This window comes from Paenibacillus sp. FSL R10-2736, from assembly GCF_038000245.1.
In the GTDB taxonomy this organism is placed as follows: Bacteria; Bacillota; Bacilli; order Paenibacillales; family Paenibacillaceae; genus Paenibacillus_AQ; species Paenibacillus_AQ phytohabitans.
The window spans coordinates 3,674,232-3,695,712 of record NZ_JBBOBN010000001.1; the positions used below are offsets into that span (position 1 = coordinate 3,674,232).

The 21,481-nt window shown below is 52.5% G+C and carries 17 protein-coding genes; all 17 read right to left on the reverse strand.

Going from position 1 to position 21,481, the window contains the following annotated elements:
• Positions 1 to 10: 10 nt before the first annotated feature.
• Positions 11 to 886, reverse strand: a complete 876-nt coding sequence (locus tag NSQ73_RS15840; RefSeq protein WP_340987214.1) for an amidohydrolase family protein — start codon at positions 884 to 886, stop codon at positions 11 to 13.
• A gap of 20 nt (positions 887 to 906) precedes the next feature.
• Positions 907 to 4,029, reverse strand: coding sequence for a GNAT family N-acetyltransferase (locus NSQ73_RS15845; protein WP_340987216.1), 3,123 nt, complete (start codon positions 4,027 to 4,029; stop codon positions 907 to 909).
• A gap of 190 nt (positions 4,030 to 4,219) precedes the next feature.
• Positions 4,220 to 4,714 (reverse strand): DedA family protein, encoded by a 495-nt coding sequence (locus tag NSQ73_RS15850; RefSeq protein WP_039291658.1) that lies wholly within the window; start codon positions 4,712 to 4,714, stop codon positions 4,220 to 4,222.
• Between the two features lie 6 nt (positions 4,715 to 4,720).
• Positions 4,721 to 5,245 (reverse strand): CDP-diacylglycerol--serine O-phosphatidyltransferase, encoded by a 525-nt coding sequence (gene pssA / locus NSQ73_RS15855; RefSeq protein WP_171719489.1) that lies wholly within the window; start codon positions 5,243 to 5,245, stop codon positions 4,721 to 4,723.
• Positions 5,246 to 5,302: 57 nt separating this feature from the next.
• Positions 5,303 to 7,057, reverse strand: a complete 1,755-nt coding sequence (locus tag NSQ73_RS15860) for a sensor histidine kinase (protein WP_340987217.1) — start codon at positions 7,055 to 7,057, stop codon at positions 5,303 to 5,305.
• Positions 7,054 to 7,734: a response regulator transcription factor gene (locus NSQ73_RS15865; protein WP_340987218.1), complete on the reverse strand. Its 681-nt coding sequence runs from the start codon at positions 7,732 to 7,734 to the stop codon at positions 7,054 to 7,056. Before NSQ73_RS15865 ends, NSQ73_RS15860 begins: the two co-directional genes overlap by 4 nt.
• A 148-nt stretch (positions 7,735 to 7,882) precedes the next feature.
• Positions 7,883 to 9,727: an ABC transporter ATP-binding protein gene (locus NSQ73_RS15870; RefSeq protein ID WP_340987219.1), complete on the reverse strand. Its 1,845-nt coding sequence runs from the start codon at positions 9,725 to 9,727 to the stop codon at positions 7,883 to 7,885.
• Positions 9,711 to 11,456 carry an ABC transporter ATP-binding protein gene (locus NSQ73_RS15875; RefSeq protein WP_340987220.1) on the reverse strand — a complete coding sequence of 582 codons (1,746 nt, stop codon included), beginning with the start codon at positions 11,454 to 11,456 and terminating at the stop codon, positions 9,711 to 9,713. Before NSQ73_RS15875 ends, NSQ73_RS15870 begins: the two co-directional genes overlap by 17 nt.
• Positions 11,457 to 11,487: 31 nt before the next feature.
• On the reverse strand, positions 11,488 to 11,973 hold the full coding sequence (locus NSQ73_RS15880; RefSeq protein WP_340987221.1) for a nitroreductase family protein: 486 nt from the start codon (positions 11,971 to 11,973) through the stop codon (positions 11,488 to 11,490).
• On the reverse strand, positions 11,960 to 12,295 hold the full coding sequence (locus NSQ73_RS15885) for a hypothetical protein (RefSeq protein WP_340987222.1): 336 nt from the start codon (positions 12,293 to 12,295) through the stop codon (positions 11,960 to 11,962). Before NSQ73_RS15885 ends, NSQ73_RS15880 begins: the two co-directional genes overlap by 14 nt.
• Before the next feature lie 185 nt (positions 12,296 to 12,480).
• The gene (locus NSQ73_RS15890) at positions 12,481 to 13,422 is read right to left on the reverse strand and encodes a ketopantoate reductase family protein (protein ID WP_340987223.1); all 942 of its coding nucleotides are present in this window, start codon (positions 13,420 to 13,422) and stop codon (positions 12,481 to 12,483) included.
• Positions 13,423 to 13,593: 171 nt separating this feature from the next.
• Positions 13,594 to 15,915 (reverse strand): universal stress protein, encoded by a 2,322-nt coding sequence (locus NSQ73_RS15895; protein WP_340987224.1) that lies wholly within the window; start codon positions 15,913 to 15,915, stop codon positions 13,594 to 13,596.
• Between the two features lie 77 nt (positions 15,916 to 15,992).
• Positions 15,993 to 16,616, reverse strand: coding sequence for a potassium-transporting ATPase subunit KdpC (kdpC, locus tag NSQ73_RS15900; RefSeq protein ID WP_340987225.1), 624 nt, complete (start codon positions 16,614 to 16,616; stop codon positions 15,993 to 15,995).
• Positions 16,617 to 16,656: 40 nt separating this feature from the next.
• Complete coding sequence (gene kdpB, locus NSQ73_RS15905) at positions 16,657 to 18,690, reverse strand: potassium-transporting ATPase subunit KdpB (protein ID WP_340987226.1); 2,034 nt, start codon at positions 18,688 to 18,690, stop codon at positions 16,657 to 16,659.
• 18 nt (positions 18,691 to 18,708) lie between these two features.
• Positions 18,709 to 20,385, reverse strand: coding sequence for a potassium-transporting ATPase subunit KdpA (gene kdpA, locus NSQ73_RS15910; RefSeq protein WP_340987227.1), 1,677 nt, complete (start codon positions 20,383 to 20,385; stop codon positions 18,709 to 18,711).
• Between the two features lie 284 nt (positions 20,386 to 20,669).
• The gene (gene kdpF, locus NSQ73_RS34985) at positions 20,670 to 20,747 is read right to left on the reverse strand and encodes a K(+)-transporting ATPase subunit F (protein WP_144026137.1); all 78 of its coding nucleotides are present in this window, start codon (positions 20,745 to 20,747) and stop codon (positions 20,670 to 20,672) included.
• Between the two features lie 225 nt (positions 20,748 to 20,972).
• Positions 20,973 to 21,299 (reverse strand): hypothetical protein, encoded by a 327-nt coding sequence (locus tag NSQ73_RS15915; RefSeq protein WP_340987228.1) that lies wholly within the window; start codon positions 21,297 to 21,299, stop codon positions 20,973 to 20,975.
• Between the last annotated feature and the right edge of the window lie 182 nt (positions 21,300 to 21,481).

Genomic DNA, 21,481 nt, shown 5'->3' on the forward strand with positions numbered 1-21,481 from the left:
GCTTCTGCGGTTAAATGTTGTCCAGTTCTCTAATCCGCTCCTCCAGCTTAGGAAACACGCGGAGTGCATTATTATAGAAGACATCCTCCCAGTGTGCTTCCGGGATCAGATGCTTCACGAATGTAATGTAGGCATCCAGCGGAACCAGCGGCCAGTCGGTACCGAAGACGAGCCGGTCATATTTCTCGGCGAATACAATCGCCCGGCGGAAATGATCGGTGTAGGTCTGCTCGGTCAGCAGACGGTCCACCTTGGCCTGGTCTCCGACGATCCAGCCGGACAGGTCGGTATAGAGATTCGGATTCTTCTCCAAAAGCGCCGCTGTGTCCATAACCCAGGGATCGCCCAGATGGCAGAGCATAAAGGTAATATCCCGGTGCTTCAGGAACGTCTCTTCCATAGACAGCGGATGCGAATATTTCAACAGTCCCCGGTCAGAGTAAGTTAGACCTCCATGAATAACGACCGGCAGTCCGTAAGCAGAGGCCAGCTTGTAGACCGGATCGTAGATCTCATCCCCCACATTGAAGTGGTAATAGCCGGCATAGAGCTTGATTCCAACGACATCCTTCTGTTGCAGCGATTGTTCCAGCGCCTCCAGCTGCCCGTCCAGATGGAGGGTCAGCGGATTAATTCCGGCACAGGTAAACAAATTGCCCGGAAGTGTCCCGCTAAGATCAAGCAGCATGGGATTAAGCGCTTCGGAATCCGGAAAAGCACCGGCGGCCGTCTCCGTTACGCCCATACCGACTCCCGCGACAACACCGGAACGGCGGAACTCCTCCAGGAGTCCTTTGCCGGTATAATCGATATGCGCTAAAGTCCGGGCTGTCTCGTGAAAGGTATCAATATTCGAATAATGCACATGTGCGTCAATGATTTTCATGGGTGCTTCCTTTCTTCAGCTCATTTGTTGAAGCGGATTGTCAGCAGATCGGCGTAGGCCTGCTCAGGAATCTTCAGATCCGAGATAAGATAGAATTGTGGCTTGCTGAACCGCTCTTCCCCGTCTTGAAGATACAGCGGGTCTATGGCATAAGACAGTGCCGCATGAGTGTTAGCCATCAAGGCTGTTGAAGTAAGATCCGGTGCAGTAACTAGAGTCAGGCGCTGTTTACGTTCTGTGGAGCCCATTTGGAGGATTCCGTTAGTACTTCTAACCCCCAGCTGGACTCTTCCTGCCTTATACACAAGCTCTTCACCACTGCTGTTCTTCAGATACCCTCTGCTGTCCTTAAGCTCGGCGGCCGCACGGTAATGGGACGAGGTTTCAAGCTCGAGCGGATATAACGGCGTGCCTGTATTCTGTTCAATGTGTACAGTAGAAGCAAGCACAGGCACACCCGGAAGCATCATGAAATACTGATGCAGGATAAGCCCTCTGTATTTATCATTCTGCTGAATGGTCACGCTCATGCGTATGCCCGACCAGCGGTTACCCTTATCGTCCGTGAGCTCAGCGAACTCAGCGGTCCGCGGCTCCTCCATGAAGCTGCGTAATGACATGTCAGTGACCGAAGTTAAAATCCCACCCACCCAGGGATTCCACCAGGATTTAGCTATGGGCTGTGGAAAAGAGGAATCCAGCCACTCCTGGCCCTGATACTCCAGCGAGAATAATCCCGGGGCAAAATGGCTGCTGGCCTGTATCCGCAGAATTCCGTTGTCTACGGCAAGCACTTGGGACTGCTCAATCTCCAGCGTCTGACGGCGGATAACCTGATCCGACACAGGAAGGACAAGGAAAGCTCTGGAGCTCTCATAAATATCCATATCCAGCTGCAGTGTAAGGAGATCGGGCTCAGAGCCTGATGAACGGGTCAGCGGAAGGCTGATTTCCGAGAGCTTGTGTTCAACTTGTACCGTAATCGATGTCTCCTCAATGCTGCCTGCACGAGAAGAAACAGTGATCTCTCCGTCCAAATAACTCTTCTTCTGCTCCAGAATAGAGAGTGCAAGCTGACCGCTGATGAACGGGTTACCCTGATTAAGCTTCACGTCCAATTGTTGTGCAGCATTCAGATCGCGCTTGTTGCTGCACTGCAGTGCGAACGAACGGAAATCCTGCCAGGTATTCCAGGTCCCCAGCGCAATCCGCAGCGGTGCTGTCTCCAGCTTGCCTCCAGCCGGAATCCGGCCCAGCGAATGCTCAACTGCATGCAGCCACGACTCCTGGATAAGCTCTAATTCTGCCGGCCAGCCGATTCCCCGCGAGATTGCTCCATGGGAAGCGAACATCCAGTTCTCTGTAAACTTCTGCACATCCCAGTAGTCCGGGCTAGAAGCTTCTGCACCTGATTTCAAATCCAGATACTTGCCGTTATAAGGAATAACGCCTCCCCTAAGGCTGAACTCGAAGCTGTCCTTTAGGACCAATTCTTCCTCTTGATCCGTGTCCAGCGGGTTATGAATCCTGAAATGCCGGGAGATGAGCCCATTGCTGTTCAGTTTCACCACCATGGTCAGCAGCATGCCCTTTCTTGCTGTCAGTTCATAGACGGCTTCAAGCACAATGGCTCCATCATCTGTACCATACTGCACTTCAACAGGCGATACCTTCTTGAACTCATTGGTATAAGGCAGACCGAACTTCGGATAAGGCAGGCTAACGACATTCTTACGGCCGTCATATAGCTTCAGCGTATTGCCGGATTTCTCCAGGACTGCCGAATATCTTCCGCTGCTGATGATCCATTCCTTCTCCGTTTTGCCGCCAAAGGCAGCATCTGCCCCAGGGAAGACCAGGCTCATCTCCTGCTGGAGAATTAATGAAGCGGCCTCCTCCGGACTGCTGCCCCCATTAAGGATCTTCACATTATGATGCCAAATACCGTAGACTTGCAGCCGCGCTTGTACAGTAACCGTTCTCCGGCCCTTTGCCGGAACTTCGACTTTAAGTGCAGACTGCCCGAAAGCGAGTATAGCATCATCAGGCAGGTCGAAGACGAACACCGTATCTGCGTTGTATTCATTTTCGACAATCACATCAATTTCAAGCTCTTCGCCTATATAAGCTATTCTGTCCGGCAGATGCAGCTGTACTTTGACCGGAAACTTGGGTTCAACCCCGAGTTTGAATACTGCAGGCAGGCCATTAATGAGCAGTTCGGCCTCAACGACCGGATGGGTCTGATAGATACTCTGTTCCTCTTCTGCCGGATGGATGAAGAAGCTGCCTTCGATCCTTGCCTCGGATTCAATCTCCTGCGCTCCGTTCAGCTCAAAGCTGATTTGCGGATTGCTTATGCCCTTAATCTCCAGAGCCAAAGGCTTTCCGCTTTTATTCACAGCTTCATAGACAATGGGGTATCGGGCTCCAAAAGGCAGCTCATGCCGGTCAGGAATCGTTGCCTGTATCCGGTAATCCTCCGTCTCTATCAGGCGCAGGCCGCGGCCGCTCCGCTCATACTGCATTTTCAGCTGCAGGCCGTCTTTCAGCCATTCATATGTAAAATAGTCAAATCCGTTATCCCCCTGGCCGTCAGGCTGAACGTTGATCTCGCGGATGCTGTCGTTATACCAGTCGATCTTCCCGAAATAAGACTTCACCGCTCCGGTCTGCAGCACTGAAGGGATAAAGTTCATCAGGTGGGTGGTATCGTCCCGTTTCTCCCAGAAAAAACCGCTTTTCTTATAGGTAGGAACCGCCTTGACGTTCCCTGCCCAGGTGTACAAATCAAGCCGGGGCCAGCCAAGCCGGATGGTCTCGTCGACAGCTTGTCTCACCAGTCTCTTGCCAACCTTACGTCCATGGAAATCCGGTCTGACATTGAGCAGTGGAATATAAAGCGCGCCTGTATCCTCTTTGTAGTGGGAGAAGCTGCAATATCCGATAACCTCTCCGCCCGCAACGGCCAGAAATACCTTGAGCAGCGTGCTGTTCTCGTGTTCACGGAGTACACTTTCCTCTGTGCGGTAAGTATTGTCCCCGCCCCAGCTCTCAAAGCTCCGATTCCACATCTCGGCAATGGACGCGGCATGTTTGGCAGGCACGTATTCTTCAATGACTATTTCTTGTGTTTCCGGCATTACGGTATTCCCTCCTCAGATCACTATAGCTTCTCACCTAATGCAATGCACACACGGCAATAAGTGGATGTTTTTTACAGTATATAATAGAAGGTTTAACCATAGTAATATCTTCTTTGATTATAAAAGATTATTACCTACAGCTATCATCATACCCTGCCCGCTCCGGTCATTGCAAAACTATGCAAAGCTACGCAAAGGATAACCTTGCACCCACCAGATACCCGATTGAAACAAACAGAAGCGACCAGATAAATGCACCGGCAACGGTGACAACCAGATATTTCCTGAAAGACATTGCACTGATTCCGGAGATATAGCTCGTAACATGTCTGAGGCCCGGGACGAAATAAGCGATGAAGACCGTCCAGTTGCCGAACCGGAAGAACCATCGTTTCACACTCGCAAACCGCTTCGGCGTAAGCCCTATCCACTTCCCGTATTTATCCACCACCGGCTGCCCGAGTCTCAGACCGATCGTATAGCTGATCAGCATACCTGTTATTGAGCCGATGAAGCATACCAGCACCGAAACTGAGAAATTCAGCACCATTGTCGAAGATAGATAGCCCACGAACAGCATCAGCAGCTCATCGGGAACCGGGAGTCCAAGAAGACCCAGCGCGAGCAGTGCAAATATAGCTATATATCCGTATTGCGAGATCATCTCCATGATCCAGGGCATAAGGCTTCACTTCCTGTTGACGAATTTTTTGAACGACGGGAATGGAATCCGGCTTACCATGAGCAGTGACAGCAGCCCCATTACGGCGATGACCAGCTCCGGCTTCATCCGTTCATCCACCAGTGCAATCATTGATAAAATAACGCCTGCAGCCGTAATCGGCATCCCCGTGAACCCCTTCGAAGGCGCAGACAGATTAAATCTGGCCAGGCGCAGCGCCCCGCAGATCAGGAATGCAATCGCTGCAACAGGTCCAAGCCACTGCATATTCTCCAGCCTGTACAGCAATATGAGGAAGGTAGGAGCAAGTCCAAAGGAAATAATATCTGCCAGAGAGTCCAGTTGTTTGCCGAAATCGCTGGTACAATTGAGTATTCTAGCCAGTAATCCGTCCATGACATCACATATTGCCGCAAGCAGTATCATTAGTAAGGCGAGATTATAACGTTCTTGAATGGTGAAAAGCAAGGAAACTGATCCAAGTCCCAGGTTTCCCAGTGTGCACATTGAAGGCAGCCAGTTCCATTTCATGCTGTTTCACTCCTTTCTCAAAATATAAGAATTCTTGACAGGTTGTAATAAGTCCGTTCAGCCTTCAAAGGTCACACTAAAACAGACGCCGTCCGTTGTGTTTATCACTGCATACCGGCAGCCGTGCATATCCAATATCTGCTTCGTAATCGACAGCCCGAGTCCCGTTCCCCCTGTCAGACGGCTGCGTGAAGCCTCCGCCCGGTAGAAGCGCTCCCAGATCTGCTCCAGCTGATCCTCGGGAATATTCTCACCCTTATTGTGTATGTTGAATGAAAGTGATTTCTCTTGACCCTCCACGGCAACGGTTATTGTACTGCCATGCTCCGCATGTCTGATCGCATTGGTCAGCAGGTTGCTGATTACCTGCTCAATCCAGGACGCATCGGCATAAAGCGGCCGCTCGTTCGCAGGAATAATAACCACATTCAGCTGCTTGTCACCGAGTGAATGTATCAGCTTGTCCGTCACATTCTCCGTCATTTCACTCAGCATGAAGGAGCTTTTGCGGAGTTTGATGGTTCCGGACTCCAGCTTGGCTAAATCGAGCATATCTTTGACGAGAAACTCCATCTTGTCGGCTTCCTCGATAATGACCTTGATATAATGATCCTGTTTGCCGGCGCTAACCCCATCCTCCAGACCTTCGGCGAATCCCTTGATAATACTGAGCGGAGTCTTCAATTCGTGAGAGGCGCTCGCAAAAAAGTCCTGCTGCATCTGCTCCATTTTCTTCTTCTGCTCCATATCCTCAACCAGCTGCTGATTCGCCTCACGAAGCTCACCCAGTGCAGCATCCAGACTTTGCGACAAAGTGAACATGCTTTTGGACAAGCTGCCCAGCTCATCCTTTTGACGAATCGAAGAATGACCTGTGAAATCGAGCGACACCATCCGTTTGGCGATATTATTGAGCTTAATCAACGGCCGGGTAACCATCTTGGAATAGAACAGCGACAGGACCAGTATCAGAACAAACCCGCCGATCCCCAGATATAAAAAGAACCAGCGCAGCGCTACATTCGAATCCTTAACATCCTGCAGGGAGGTGACCGTGAATAAGAGCTCTACTTCCCCATTCGCCTGCTTGACCGGAAGAATGATGATAGAATTCCGGATACCGCTCCAGGGAGCGGTCCACTCCTCTTTCACTATGTTCAGATTACGTAGTTCTTCGTTCTGGTCAAGTGTCAGAGGAAACCAGTCCTCCAAGGCCTCGAAGAGGATGCCCTGCCGCGGGTTCCAGACTTTCAGATCCGGTAATACAAGTTCAGTGATTGTCCCGGAAATAGTACTCATCCCATCTTCGGGCTCCTCGCCGATCTGCGGACCGCCTTGCTTCGTAATCGTGAGCGGATAGATCAGATTCCCGGGGTCATTGTCTTCCTCAAGACGTTCTCCCAGGACGGTGACTTGATCATTTTCCTTGAGATTGGCTGCCCTAAGCGGATCCCCGTACTCGTTCATGAACAGGGACATCGGAATCACCTGAATCTTGCCGTCTCCATCCATCACCTTCATCCGGAACGGATCCTCAGACTTCATTCGGCCATCCAGCTTCAGAATGACCATTTGAGTCTTATTGCGCAGCATGAAGCGGACCAGTTCGCGGGAAGTACGGCTCCGCCCCCAGGATTCTTCTGTATAGCCCGTCCCGAAGCTCTTAAGATGCTTTTCTACCCTGTTCTCCTTCTGGCTCTGGTAGAAGCTGTCGAAGAACAGCAGCTGGCTCAAGATTACCATCCCGTAAAAACATACAAAAAAGATCACGGTCATCACAAACAGCTTAAAGGTAATTCCGCGTCTTCTCATTCCTCAACCTCAAACCTGTACCCTGTACCGATGACCGTACGGATATAGCGGGACTCATAACCCAGCTTGCTGCGCAGTTTCTTGATATGGCTATCCACGACACGGGAGTCTCCTTCAAATTCAATTCCCCAGACCCGGCTGAGGATCGTATCCCGGGAAATCACAATCCCCTTATTGCGGATCAGCAGCCATAAGAGATCATATTCCTTCGGGGTAAGCTCGACTTCTGCACCCTCTACCTCCAGGCGGTGTGCCAGCGTGTTGAAGATCGCCGAACCAAACTTCACAATGCCCGAATCCGGCAGATGTGTGCCTTGGGCCCGTTTCATCAGCGCATTTGCCCGGGCCACCAGTACTTTGGGACTGAAGGGCTTGGTAACATAATCATCTGCACCTAATTCAAAGCCGTATATTTTGTCGTCATCTGCAGACTTGGCGGTCAGCAGAATAATGGGGATCGCTGATTGCTTGCGGATTTCCCGGCAGACCTCAAATCCATTCAGCTTGGGCATCATGATATCCAGAATCAGCAGATCCGGCAGAAGTGAATCGAACCAGAGGAGCGCATCCTGTCCGTTGTCGGCTTCGCGCACTTCCCAGCCGTTCTGGATGAAATAATCCGATACCAGTTCACGGATACGCAGCTCATCCTCGACGAGCAGCAATTTTTTCTTCAATGTAGTCCCCGCTTTCCGCCCGTTTATACCACTCAGCATAGTCGAGTGTTATGTCCTTTATGTGCCCTGATTCATATTTCCCCAAAAAAAGAAGCAGCGCATTGCGCTGCCCTCCTGAAAAGTAACTATCAAATGTACTGTTGCTGCCTTACCCTGCCTGAACCGCATGCTTGAACTGGCTGTTATACAGTTCATGGTACACACCTTTAAGGGCAAGCAGCTGCTCGTGGCTGCCCTGCTCGGCGATCTGACCGCCCTGGATGACGAGAATCCGGTCCGCATCCTGGATCGTACTGAGCCTGTGGGCAATCACGAAGCTGGTCCGGCCCTTCATCAGGGTCCGCATCGCCTGCTGGATATGCATTTCAGTCCGGGTATCGACGCTGCTGGTCGCCTCATCGAGAATAAGGATAGCCGGATCGGCAAGGATGGCACGGGCAATCGTCAGCAGCTGGCGCTGGCCGTGGCTGAGTGTCGTTCCTTCTGTACCCAGCATCGTATCATATCCCTGCGGCAATCTTGCGATGAATCCGTTGACGTTAGCCAGGCTCGCAGCTTCTTCAACCTCGCGGTCGGTAGCGTCCAGACGGCCGAACCGGATATTCTCACGAATCGTTCCTGAGAATACATGCGCATCCTGCAGTACCATACCTAACTGGCTGCGCAGCTCATTTTTGTTCAGCTCGCGGATATCTCTTCCGTCGATCAGCAGCTCCCCGCTGTTAATTTCGTAGAAGCGGGTCAGCAGGTTAACAATAGTGGTCTTCCCTGCCCCGGTCGGGCCGACGAGTGCGATCTTCTCGCCAGGCTTCGCTTCGAAGCTTACACCGCTTAAGATCGGAGCATCCGCCTGATAGCCGAAGACCACATCACGGAAAATCACTTCCCCGTGCACCCGGGGCAGCTCTTGCGGCTGCTCGCCGGTGTACTCCGAAGGCATATCCATCACTTCGAATACACGCTCCGCTCCGGCAATTGCCGACTGGATCAGATTGTACTGGTTCGCAAGCTCGGATATCGGCCGGCTGAACTGCTTGGCGTAGTTCAGCATACTGACAATAACCCCGACCGTAGCCAGTCCTTTGAATGCCATCCAACCGCCCACACTGGCAATCAGCGCGAAATCCAGGTTGTTAATCAGGTTCATGACCGGACCGACCAGCCCGGATACAATCTGCGCCTTAATGCTGACCTTATTGAGTATACCGCTCATTCCACGGAATCTTGCCGTTTCCGCTTCTTCTCTGCGGTACTGCTTAATCACCTTCTGGCCGCTGATCGCTTCTTCAATGAAGCCGTTGAGTTCACCCAAATGCTGCTGCTGGTTCTTGAAATAGATCCGGCTCAAGCCTGTAATCTTACGGCTGGCCAGCAGGACCAGCGGGATCGTCACCAATGCGATTACCGTCAGCGGAACATTCAGCATCAGCATAATGACCAGCGAGCCGCTTAATGTGATGAGACTGTTCAGCAGCTGGGTAACACTTTGATTCAATGAGTTCGATACGTTGTCGATGTCATTGGTTGCCCGGCTCATCAGCTCGCCATTGGCACGCGTATCGAAGAAGCCTATAGGCAGCTCCTGATATTTAGCGAACAGATCACGCCGCAGCTCGAACACCGTTCTCTGTGACACGGAAGTCATTACATAGGCCTGTACCCAGGAGACGGCGCTGCCGAGCAGGTAAACACCGCCCAGCATGATGCAGAACCGGACGAGCAGCCCATAATCATGGGGAATAATTGCCGAGTCTATTGCTTTTCCGAGCAGGTAAGGCCCGATTAGTGCTACTACGGAATTAAGTATTGTAAATATATAGACCATAATGAGTCCCGTACGCTGACGGTTCAGATAGGACCAGATACGCTTGATCGTAGCCATACGGTTCTTCGCGCGAACCTTCGGCACCACAGCTCCGCGGCCGCCGGGTGGCCCCCCGCCGAACCCGCCTGGTCGAACGGGGGCCTGTGCCTGATTAGGATGACTGGACATAAGGCTCCTCCTCTCCCTTCAGCTGCGACTCCCGGATATCCCGGTAAATCTCGCTGTCTGCCATCAGTTCTTCATGGGTGCCCTGGGCAGCAATCCGGCCATTCTCCAGGATCAGGATCCGGTCCGCATCAATGATTGACGATACACGCTGGGCAATCATCACTATGGTGCAGTTCCGCAGCTGAGTCTTCAGAAGCAGACGAATCCGCGCATCCGTTACCGCATCCAGCGCGCTGGTGCTGTCATCCATAATCAGAACGGCGGGCTGAATCAGCAGCGCACGCGCGATGGACAGCCGCTGCTTCTGTCCGCCGGACAGATTAACGCCGCGCTGCCCGAGCAAGGTATCATAGCCTTGCGGCAGCGTATTGATAAATCCATGTGCTTCGGCGGCTATAGCTGCCTGCTCTACCTCTGCATCTGTTGCTTCCGGACGGCCGTAGCGGATATTGTCCCTGATGCTGCCGCTGAACAGCAGCGACTGCTGCATTACGAAGCCGATCCGGCTGCGCAGATGATCAATGCCAATCTGCCGGATGTCTGTTCCGTCAATGGCAATAGCTCCGGACAACACCTCGTAGAACCGTGGAATCAGGCTGACCAGAGTCGATTTGCCGGCACCGGTGGCCCCAAGAATAGCAACTGTCTCGCCGGGGTTCGCAACAAAGCTGATATCCTCCAGCACAAGATTCTCATCTGCCCGGTTATAGGCGAACGAGACATGGTTGAATTCGATCCGGCCATGCGTAATTACATCACTAATCGCCGAAGAAGCATCTGTAATCTCGCTTGTGGTTGCGAACACTTCATTCACCCGGTCTCCTGACACCTTAGCCCGTGATACGAACGCGAGCATATTGCTCAGCATCATCATGGACATCAGCAGCTGGGTTACATAGTTAATGAATGCGATCAGCTCACCCACCGGCAGCTTGCCGCTCCAGTTCTGCAGCCCGCCGAACCAGAGAACGGCAATAATACTTGCGTTCAGGATAAGCATCATCAGCGGCATGTTGAGCGCCATTAGGCGAATGGCTCTAATTCCGGTATTGGTATAGTCTGTGTTAACGGCATCGAACCGCTTCTGCTCATGTCCCGCGCGGACAAAAGCTTTGATTACGCGGATGCCGGACAGGTTCTCCTGCAGCACATTGCTTACCCCATCCAGCTTCTCCTGCATTCTTGCAAACAAAGGAAAAGATAGACGGATCAGCACGTATAGCAGAATGAACAGCAGCGGCACCGCAGCCAGCAGGATTAGCGCCAGCGATGGGCTGATCCGGATCGCCATCACCAGACTACCGATCAGCAGCAGTGGAGACCGTACAAACATCCGTAATATCATCTGCATGAAAGTCTGCAGCTGCACCACATCATTCGTTAAACGGGTGATCAGCGATCCGGTCTTCAGCCGGTCCAGATTCCGGTTAGAGAAGGTCTGGATATGCTCAAACAGCTTGATCCGCAGATCATTTCCGAAATTCTGTGAAGCGATACTTGAAAAAACAGTACAGCCTACACCGCCGACCATACCTACGATGGCAACCCCAAGCATGATCCCGCCTGTCGAAATAATATGCGGCAGATCATTCATCATCAGGCCCTTGTCCACGATGCTGGCCATCAGCGCCGGCTGCAGCAGGTCCATAACAACCTCAACTACCATTAACAGCGGGGCGAGCACGCACCAGAGTACGTACGGCTTCATGAACCCCCTGAGTTTCCACATTCAGGTCACCTTCATCTCATCAGTCGTCCGTTTACGGCAAGTATGTGATTTTATCAGCAATTGGCGTTCTCTGCTTGGCAGCAGGGATTTCCCCCGGATAACCCACAGCGAGTACAGCAATCACATCATGCTCCTGCGGCACGCCTAGAATCTCACGGCCCCGGACCGAAGCGCCCAGGGACGACCAGAACACACCTGCGCCTGCTTCATGGGCAGCCAGCATGAAATTCTGAATATAGCAGGAGACGGCCATAACGTTCTCATCACGTTCCATCGGGCTGGCGGCTGGCTTGGAGAGAATGCCAATTAACAATGGAGCACCGCCGAAATCTGTCTTATGGTTCAGCGCGGCTCTTGTCTCGGGTCCAATAAACAGCAGCTCCCAAGGCTCGTTCATCCGGTGGTTCGGAGCATAGCTCGCCGCCTCCAGCCATGTGTTCAGCTCATTCTCGCTGATAGCGTCAGGTTTGAAAGCCTTAATTGTTCTGCGGGTCTGAATGGTATCAATGATTGTCATGGTTTATGTCCACTCCTTCAGTTGTATTCTCTTGTTCTGCCAGTACTTCACGCAGCTCGAAGGCCTGGATGAATTCCTGGATGATTCCATCCGTTGCTTTCAGTTCACCGCTGATCACCTGTCTGATAGCTTCGAATTCCGGCTGGTCGAGCTGCTGCAATAAGGTAGAGCGTTTGACATGGAGCCGGTCCAGAAAAGCAATCGCCCGGCCGCGGCGAAAGGTTTGGGCGCTTTGGAAGTTCCTCTTGCCGTCGTCATGGGGATGTCCACAATTCTCTCTGTGCTCTTTGTGCCCTCTATGTTCATATTTACCTTCGCGCATGCTGCTCTCCTCCTTCTTGTGTATACATTTGTATACGAATATTACTTGTATACAAATGTATACCCTTATTCAGGGAAGTGTCAAGCTGCATAACAAAAACAACTCATAAAGGTCCGCAGCAGCGGTCTCTTCATGAGTTGTTTCTGGTTAGTGCAATTATACGGTATCCGTTACAAATTGGTTCGTCATTTCTGCTCCAGGGCATATTTCGTGAACGTTTGCTGCTTGAAATCATCCCAGGCTGGAGTGGACAGACCCGCATGCTGTTTAAGCGGCTCAAACGCTTGATACAGTGCGGAAATCTCGCTGAAGGAGCCGTCCACCAGCTTCATGAAAGGCATTTTATGAACAAACTTCATTCCTTGGTAGAGCATTGTTGGATGCCGCTTAACCCCTTTGACAAGTGCTGCCGGATTCGTCTTAATGCCAAGCTTGTCAAGCACGCTGAACCCTTCATCGATCAACGCAACAGCTTGTTTCCAGCGGGCGTTATCCTTTGTTGCTTTTGCCAAGTCGCCGTTATGAAGATAACTGACCGAAGTGATAGCTACAATTGGAACAATATGGCTCAATAGCCAAGCGTTAATATCCTCCGGATAATCAAGCTTGTATTTCGTCTGCCGGAAAGCCTGCGCAAGCTCGGGCTTGAAGGGAACCTCCCCTTCCAGGCTGCCCAGTACCATTTGGACGCCCATACGGATGCTAATTACACGGCCGTTCTTCTCCCGGATCCCTCCGCTAAGCTGAAACCCGAATACTATATTCTGTGGAGTCCGGCTATACTCCTTGAAGAACCGCTGCATCCCGTGAGTATCTCCGTTATTGCCGACCAGAACAATATTGGTGCTCAGGTTGTCCGCGAGAATCGGCAGCACCGCCGGGAAGTCATTGTACTTCATCACTACGAAGATCAGATCATAGATATCATCCGTCCGCAGTTCAGAAATGACCTTCACCTGGTCTACAGTCGTTTTACGCTGAAAATAATGCCGGATCACCAGTCCGTCCTGCCGCAGCTGAGCCGCTCTCTTCGCCCGGGCGAGCACCGTTACGTCATTACCGCCCCGAACTAGCACATGTGCCAAATAACTGCCGAGTACACCTGCTCCAATAACTAATATCCGCATATTAATCCCCTCTCATCTTCAAACATTTGTTCTTTTCTGAACATCTGTTCATTAGATTATCAGCAGAGGTGATGTTGCGCAATTGCCAATGCGGGCATGTCTGTACATTTATGAACAATGGGCAGGTGATTGTCTATTAATAAGCTTGAGCCCAGGCCCGGCGGATCTTCTTCATTCTACAATCGGGGTGTGAACCGCGACGATCAGCATATCCATATGCCGGGCATGCCGGAGCAGGTAATGGACGAAGCTTTCTTTAAACAATGCACGCCATAGAGGCCTGCGAGACTGGCCGATGATCAGCTGGGTCGTCTGCATTTCATTCATCCGCTGCAGGAGATGCTTATGCAGATGCTTGCGGCTGACGGCCTCGGTAATATCCATGACGCCGCCCAGCCGCTCCGTCAGATGCTTCAGCGTATCAAGCCGCTTCTGCTCTTCTATTGTCCGTATGCGGGTACAATGAACATAATGCACATGCCACTCAGCCTTCAGGCGGTGCGCTATGCGGAAGCCGCGGCGGATTAACCGTTCGGCCTGCGGGCCGGTGTCCACACAGACGAAGATCACTTCCCGTCTGCTCCAGGGACCCCGGAGGGAGGGCTCGCGGTCCCACGCTTCCAGACGTTCATCCACATCATCGGCAATTTCGCGCAGAGCCAGCTCACGCAGCGCGATCAGATTGCCGATCTTGAAGAAAGACTCCAGCGCCTGATTGACCTTCTCGGCAGCGTAAATCTTCCCTTCCCGCATCCGCTGCTGCAGCATCTGCGGGGTAACGTCGATGAGCTCCACCTCACTCGCCATACGCAGGATCGCATCCGGCACTGTCTCGCGGACACGCACTCCGGTTAACTGTTCCACGGCATCATTCAAGCTCTCCAGATGCTGCACATTGACTGTGGTAATGACGGAGATCCCGTTCTCCAGCAGCCTGATTACATCCTCATAACGTTTCTTCGTCTTGCTTCCGGGAACATTGGTATGGGCAAGCTCATCCACCAGCACCACCTCGGGATGCCGGGCAAGGATCGCCTCCGTATCCATCTCCGTAAGTTCAGCAGACTGGTAGTGGATCTGTGCTCTGGGGATCGTCGTTAATCCGCCCACCTGCCCCTTCGTTTCCAGCCTGCCGTGAGTTTCCAGCAGACCGACTACAACATCAATCCCTCTGTTCAGCAGCAGATTGCCTTCCTGCAGCATTTTGTAGGTTTTGCCTACGCCTGGGGCTGCGCCGATATAGACCTTGAAGGTACCACGGCGGATCTTCTCAATCCGCTGCTCCAGCTCCTGGCTGGTTAAGCGGTGGAAGGGCTCCTCTGTTCCCTTAGGGGCCGAGCGGACCGGCAGAATCCGCTCCCCGTCCCGTTCAGCGCGGTCTGCCATCAGGAACACATCGATGTTCCTCGTCCGCCGCAGGACACGGCTGGCGATGGAGCCATGCCACTTCTCCTGCCAGCGGCTTTTCTGCGAATGGCCCATGACTATCCGTGTGACATTATTCTGAATCGCATAACGCACGAGCAGCGAAGGAAGCAGCCTTAAGCGGAGCAACTCTAACTCTTCAAACCTGGCATTGATCCGTTCCGTCAGCTTGAGAATGGAACGCTTGAAGACCTGCTGATCCTTGGTCAGCGGGCGGCCGCGCACGAGAAATGTAACAATAATCAGGTCACCGTTCAGCCGTTTGGCAATTTGCTGCCCCCTCCGGATATAAAGTGACCCATTCCAGTGATACTGCGCAGAGACAAGAATCCGCTCCGTTGCACCGGAAGGTCCGATCAGCCCCTCGGCTTCCCGGTGTTTCTCCAGCGAATCATTGACCCCTTCCGCCATCAGCCGCAGAGACAGCTCGCGGAGCACGCCAAGATTCCCCCGGCGGGAGAGGGCGGGATGAGCCCCTTCTCCAAGCACCCCTTCCTCCATCCGCTTCAGAATCGTTTCCGGAGAGACATCGATTAGCCGTACCTCATCCGCGAATTCCAGTGTGTTCAGCGGTACGGTGTCTTCCGCACGGATACCGGTCATCTCATAGATTCTCTCACCCATACCGGCAAGCTCATAGACATTAATGGTAGTAATCACGCTGATCCCCTGATCCATCAGATAACGGATGTCCTCCAGCCGTGTCGGGAACCGGGCGCCTTCACGGTTGCGGTGCGCCAGGCCATCGACCAGCAGCACCTCGGGATTACGCTCCAGCAATGCTTCCAGCGGAAGATCCTTCTCTTCCTTCCCGTCCTTCCACCAGTGGATGCTGGGAACCCGTTCCAAATCGCCAAGCTGCTGAACGGTTTCCGCCCGGCCCATGGTTGATACCGCACTGATCACTACGTCGATGCCCTGATGCTTCAGCAGCTTGCCTTCCTCCAGCATATGGTAGGTTTTGCCCGATCCGCTGACCGAGCCGATAATAATCTTCAGCCGCCCCCGCTGCAGCTGATAGATGGAATAGAGGATTTCCTCCGGTGACTTGCGTTTATATGGTGCCATAAGTTAACCTCCTTTCCTGCGGCACTAACCGGAAATGACCCTGTCCGTATAGCTTACGGGCAGGGTTCAGACCGGTATTACTTCGCTTTGAGTTCCGTTAATGCCAGATTCAGCTTCAGTACATTGACACGCTCTTCACCGAACAGTCCCAGATCCCGGTCTTCGGTATACGCAGACACCATGGCTGTAAGTGTCTCTGGAGGAATCCCGCTCAGATTGCTGATTCTGGGAATCTGCACAATCGCTGCTGCCGGTGAAATATGCGGATCGAGACCTGAACCGGAGTTCGTGACCAGATCAATAGGCAGCTCACTTACGGGTACACCGGGATTATCCAGCTTCCACTGGGTAATTGAATCGCTTGTGCGCTGCAGCATATCAGGATTTGATGGTCCATAGTTGTTCGAACCCGAGGCTTCAGCCTTATACTCAATGCTGGATACACGGCTCTGGAACAACGCCTGATCCGTGAAATTTTGCCCGATCAGTGTGGAACCGACCACCTGCCCCGCTGAATTCTTCAGCAGGCTCCCGTTGGCCTGCGAAGGCATTAACACTTGGGCGAGCGCGGTAGACGCCAGCGGATATATGATTCCGCAGAGTACAATGAATACCGCGCTTAGCCGTATAATTGTGAAGATGTAGGCAGCTTTTGAAGGTGACTGCTGCTCTTCGGCAGTCTCTTTATTGGAATTGGCCATGATGGTGTTGCCTCCTTAAGAATTCAATCGTGTGAGTGTACTAAATCCAAATCCTAACAATCATATCAATCAGCTTGATCCCTGCGAACGGAACAATGACGCCGCCAAGCCCGTAGATGACAATATTCCGCGCCAGCAGCTTCGTAGAGCTCATCGGCTTATAGGAGACACCGCGCATAGCCAGCGGAATCAGCAGCGGGATAATAATGGCGTTGAAGATCAGCGCCGAGATAATGGCAGAGCTTGGGGAGCCGAGCCCCATCACATTGAGGGCTTCCATCTCCGGAATCGCCAGTGTGAACATCGCCGGGATGATGGCGAAATACTTGGCAATGTCGTTAGCGATACTGAAGGTAGTCAGCGCCCCGCGGGTCATAAGCAGCTGCTTCCCGATTGCTACAACCTCAATGATCTTGGAGGGATCAGAATCCAGATCGACCATGTTCGCGGCTTCCTTGGCAGCGGTCGTGCCGCTGTTCATCGCCAGCCCCACATCGGCTTGTGCCAGTGCAGGCGCATCGTTGGTTCCGTCACCAGTCATGGCTACCAGCTTGCCTTCATTCTGCTCACGGCGGATAACCGCGATCTTGTCCTCCGGTGTACTCTCGGCAATGAAGTCATCGACTCCGGCTTCACGGGCAATGGTAGCCGCCGTCAGCGGATTATCGCCTGTGCACATGATGGTCTTGATCCCCATGCTGCGCAGTTCATCGAAGCGTTCCTTCATGCCGGGTTTAACCGTGTCCTTCAGATAGATCAGCCCGTAGATCCGGTTATCTACTGCAACCGCAAGCGGTGTGCCGCCTAACCGGGCAATCGCATCCGAGTTGCTGTCCAGATCAGCCGGTACTGCACCGCCCTGGGACAGCACCCATTTCTTCACGGAATCTACGGCTCCCTTACGCACCAGGCGTCCGTCGCGCAGATCGATACCGCTCATCCGGGTCTCAGCCTTGAACTCGACGAATGCTCCGCCTTCGGCAAGACTGCCGTCATAGCTGAGCTCCAGCTTCTTGGCCAGCTCCAGTACGGAGCGTCCTTCCGGGGTCTCATCCTTCAGCGAGCTGACTGCCGCCCAGGCGGCCAACTCAGTTCCTGACTCACCGCCTACCGTGACGAATTCGCTCGCCATCCGGTTGCCGAAGGTGATCGTCCCGGTTTTATCAAGGATCATTGTGTTGATATCCCCGGCGGCTTCCACCGCTTTACCGGACATTGCCAGCACATTGAACTGGGTAACACGGTCCATCCCGGCAATCCCGATGGCTGACAGCAGTCCGCCGATCGTAGTCGGGATCAGACAGACCAGGAGAGCAATCATCACAGGGATCTCCAGCTGAACGCCGATGTAATCAGCTATTGGACGCAGCGTAACTACAACGATCAGGAATATAATCGTCAAGCTGATCAGAAGCGTGTTCAGGGCAATTTCATTCGGTGTTTTCTGTCGTTTCGCCCCTTCAACCAGCGAGATCATCCGGTCCAGGAAGGATTCGCCCGGATCACTCGTAATCCGCACCTTGATCTGATCACTAACTACGCGGGTACCGCCTGTAACTGAGCCGAAGTCCCCGCCGGCTTCCTTGATGACAGGCGCCGATTCTCCGGTAATAGCTGATTCATCTACAGAGGCCAAACCTTCAATCACCTCACCGTCACCGGGAATCATTTCCCCCTGACTGACGAGAACAACGTCGCCTTTGCGCAGCTCGGAAGCCGGAACCTGCTTGATCGCTGATCCAGCCAGCTTATTGGCTGTAATGTCCTGCTTCGTTTTTTTGAGCGAATCGGCTTGCGCTTTGCCGCGCCCCTCAGCCAGTGCTTCCGCGAAGTTAGCGAACAGCACCGTGAACAGCAGGATGAAGAATACCGAAATATTGAAACCTACCGAATGCTCCGCATTGAAGTAGCCTGGTGCCAGCACCATAAGCAGTACGATTACCGTGCCGACCTCAACCACGAACATGACCGGATTCTTCATTAACGTTACCGGATTAAGCTTCACTACACTGTCCTTGGCCGCACTTAGAAGGATAGGACCTGTCAGCAGTTTTTTTCTTTGTACAGTACTCATTCTCTTCTCTCCCTCTCCCTACCGTAAAGTCAAATATTCTGCAATTGGACCGAGGACAATGACCGGCAAGAAGGTCAGCGCGCCGATAATCAGCACCGTACCAATCAGTATTCCGGTGAACAGTCCGTTATCCGTACGGAAGGTACCAATCGTCTCCGGCACCGGCTTCTTACGCAGCAGTGAACCTGCAACCGCCAGCATGGCGATAATCGAGACATACCGACCTAGCAGCATGACGATACCCGTTGTGATATTCCAGAAGGAGGTATTATCGGCCAGTCCTTCAAAGCCAGAGCCGTTATTGGCTGCAGAGGACACATATTCATACAGAACCTGGGTCATCCCGTGGAATCCGGGGTTGCTGATACTCCCCTGACCAAGGTCGGTCAGAAAAGCAGCGGCGGTCGGAACCAGAATAATCAGCGGATGAATCAGAATGGCTATGGCAATCAGCTTCATTTCCCTCGCTTCAATCTTCCGTCCAAGGAATTCTGGCGTCCGGCCGACCATCAGCCCGCATAGGAAGACTCCGAGTATTGCATACATCAGCATATTGACCAGCCCGACACCTTTACCGCCAAACACGTTATTCAGCATCATCAGCGTTAGAGGCGTAATGCTGCCGAGCGGCGTCAGCGTATCATGCATATTATTCACACTGCCGGTTGTGGCGGCTGTAGTAACTGTTGTGAACAGAGCGGACTGCGCAATCCCGAACCGCACCTCTTTCCCTTCCATACTGCCTTGCGAGGCATCAATGCCCATCGCGTTAACCGCCGGATTACCCGCACTTTCAGCAGCATAATTCAGTCCCAGCAGCACGACGAACAACGTCATCATCGCACCGAAAATCATCCAGCCCTGGCGTTTGTTCTTGGCAAACTTCCCGTACATGTACGGCAGGGAAGCGGGCAGCAGCCACATGGAGAGAATCTCCAGCACATTGCTCAGCGGGCTGGGATTCTCAAAAGGATGCGCCGAGTTCGCTCCGAAAAAGCCCCCGCCGTTCGTTCCGATATGCTTAATGGATTCCAGTGAGGCAATCGGCCCGATCGCAATCTGCTGGCTCTGCCCCTCGAGCGTCGTAACCTCAAGTGCAGGTTTCAGTGTCTGCGGCACATGAAGCGCAACGAGCGCCAGTGTTACAAGCAGCGCGAGCGGAATGAAGACCCGGATATGCGCTTTGACGAAGTCTTCGAAGAAGTTCCCCACCGAGCTGCGGCCTGTAATCCCTCTGACAAAAGCGACAGCTACCGAGAATCCGCTGGCCGCCGAAGTGAACATCAGCATCGTCATTACAGCCATCTGCGAGAAGTAGGACACGCCTGTCTCCCCGCTGTAATGCTGAAGATTCGTATTGGTGATGAAGCTAATCACCGTATTGAAGGTGAGCGTCTCTTCCATATTGCCAATCCCGCCCGGGTTGAGCGGAAGCCCCTTCTGCAGCCGCAGAAGGATGTAACTGAATGTTACCAAGGCTATATTCGTTACAATAAAGCTGACCGCATATTTCTTCCAGGACATCCCGCCCCGCTGCTTCAGCCCGATCAGACGGTAAATGCCTCTCTCCGTTCCGCCGAAGATCCGGTCTGTCCGGTTCGGTTCACCTGAGAATACATGATATAGATAAGTTCCTGCCGGTTTCACCAGCAGCACCAGAATTAGAATGACTGCTATAATTTGCACAATACCCACGGATGACCCTCCTCAATATACAAACTAACCTTCATTTCTTTCTTGCCTACTCTCTCTCCATACTGTATCAATAGATTAAAAATCAACGTTATAAGGTAAAGTGACGGAGGGGAAATTTGGAACTGTAGGAGCGTTAGCGACCGCCTTTGTCAGCGGATTTCCACCGCGATCAGCGGTATAAATCAAGAAATCTGATGACAACAGCGGCCGGAAGTCCAAATGTTCACCGCAGTCATGGCTAATCCATAAGTTTAGATTCTCTTTCAGCTTTTACAGCCCCCTTTTTAAAATTTCTCCGGATGAATCAAAGCATAAACCAGATACAGAAACAGGAGTAACGTTGCCGCAAGGACTACCGCCATCACTCATTCCCCCCTTGTTCATCCACCACATGACCGCACCATTGCACAAATGCGTAGAACAAAGCGAATACCGCTGCCAAGGCCACCGTCATATACACATCCATCATTGTCTTTGCCACTCCTCATCCGAATTTATAAGAATCTCTCTCTTGTAACTTCCGGTCTAGCGTAACATTTCTCCCGTTAGTTCAGGGTTAGGGTTTCAGCAGGCGTATTAAGATGACATTAAGAGCGGTAAATATCCTCTCCCAGCACCTGATTGACCGCCTGGATAAAAGCCTGATGGCCCCCGTCCGGTTCCATTCTGCGGGGCAGCGCCCGGGCAAGAATCTGTTCCGTCCCCTTCGGATCGAACTCGAAGCTGTCTGTGAGAATCGCCCGAACCTCCTCTGGAGACGCTCCATTAGCGAACCGGTCCGCTGCTTTATATACATCACAGTTCTCATAGCAGCCTTCCTGCTGCAGGCCGACCCAGTCGTATCTCTTTTTGATCAGCACCAGTAATGTTGTTATGACCGTGAGCAGACCGATATTTCTAAACATCAGATCCATGAATATTGCCTTCTTTCTTCTGTGTTTCACTTCCGGTTCAGCTTACCACTCCCGCCATTAGTTCAGGATTAGGGTTTGCTTCAGCGAATTAAGATTTCGTTAAAATGCCGGTAGCGCAGCCGCTCCAGTTAGCCGCCTCCATAGCTGGAACGACAAATAACCATGTCCGTTAAGGACATGGT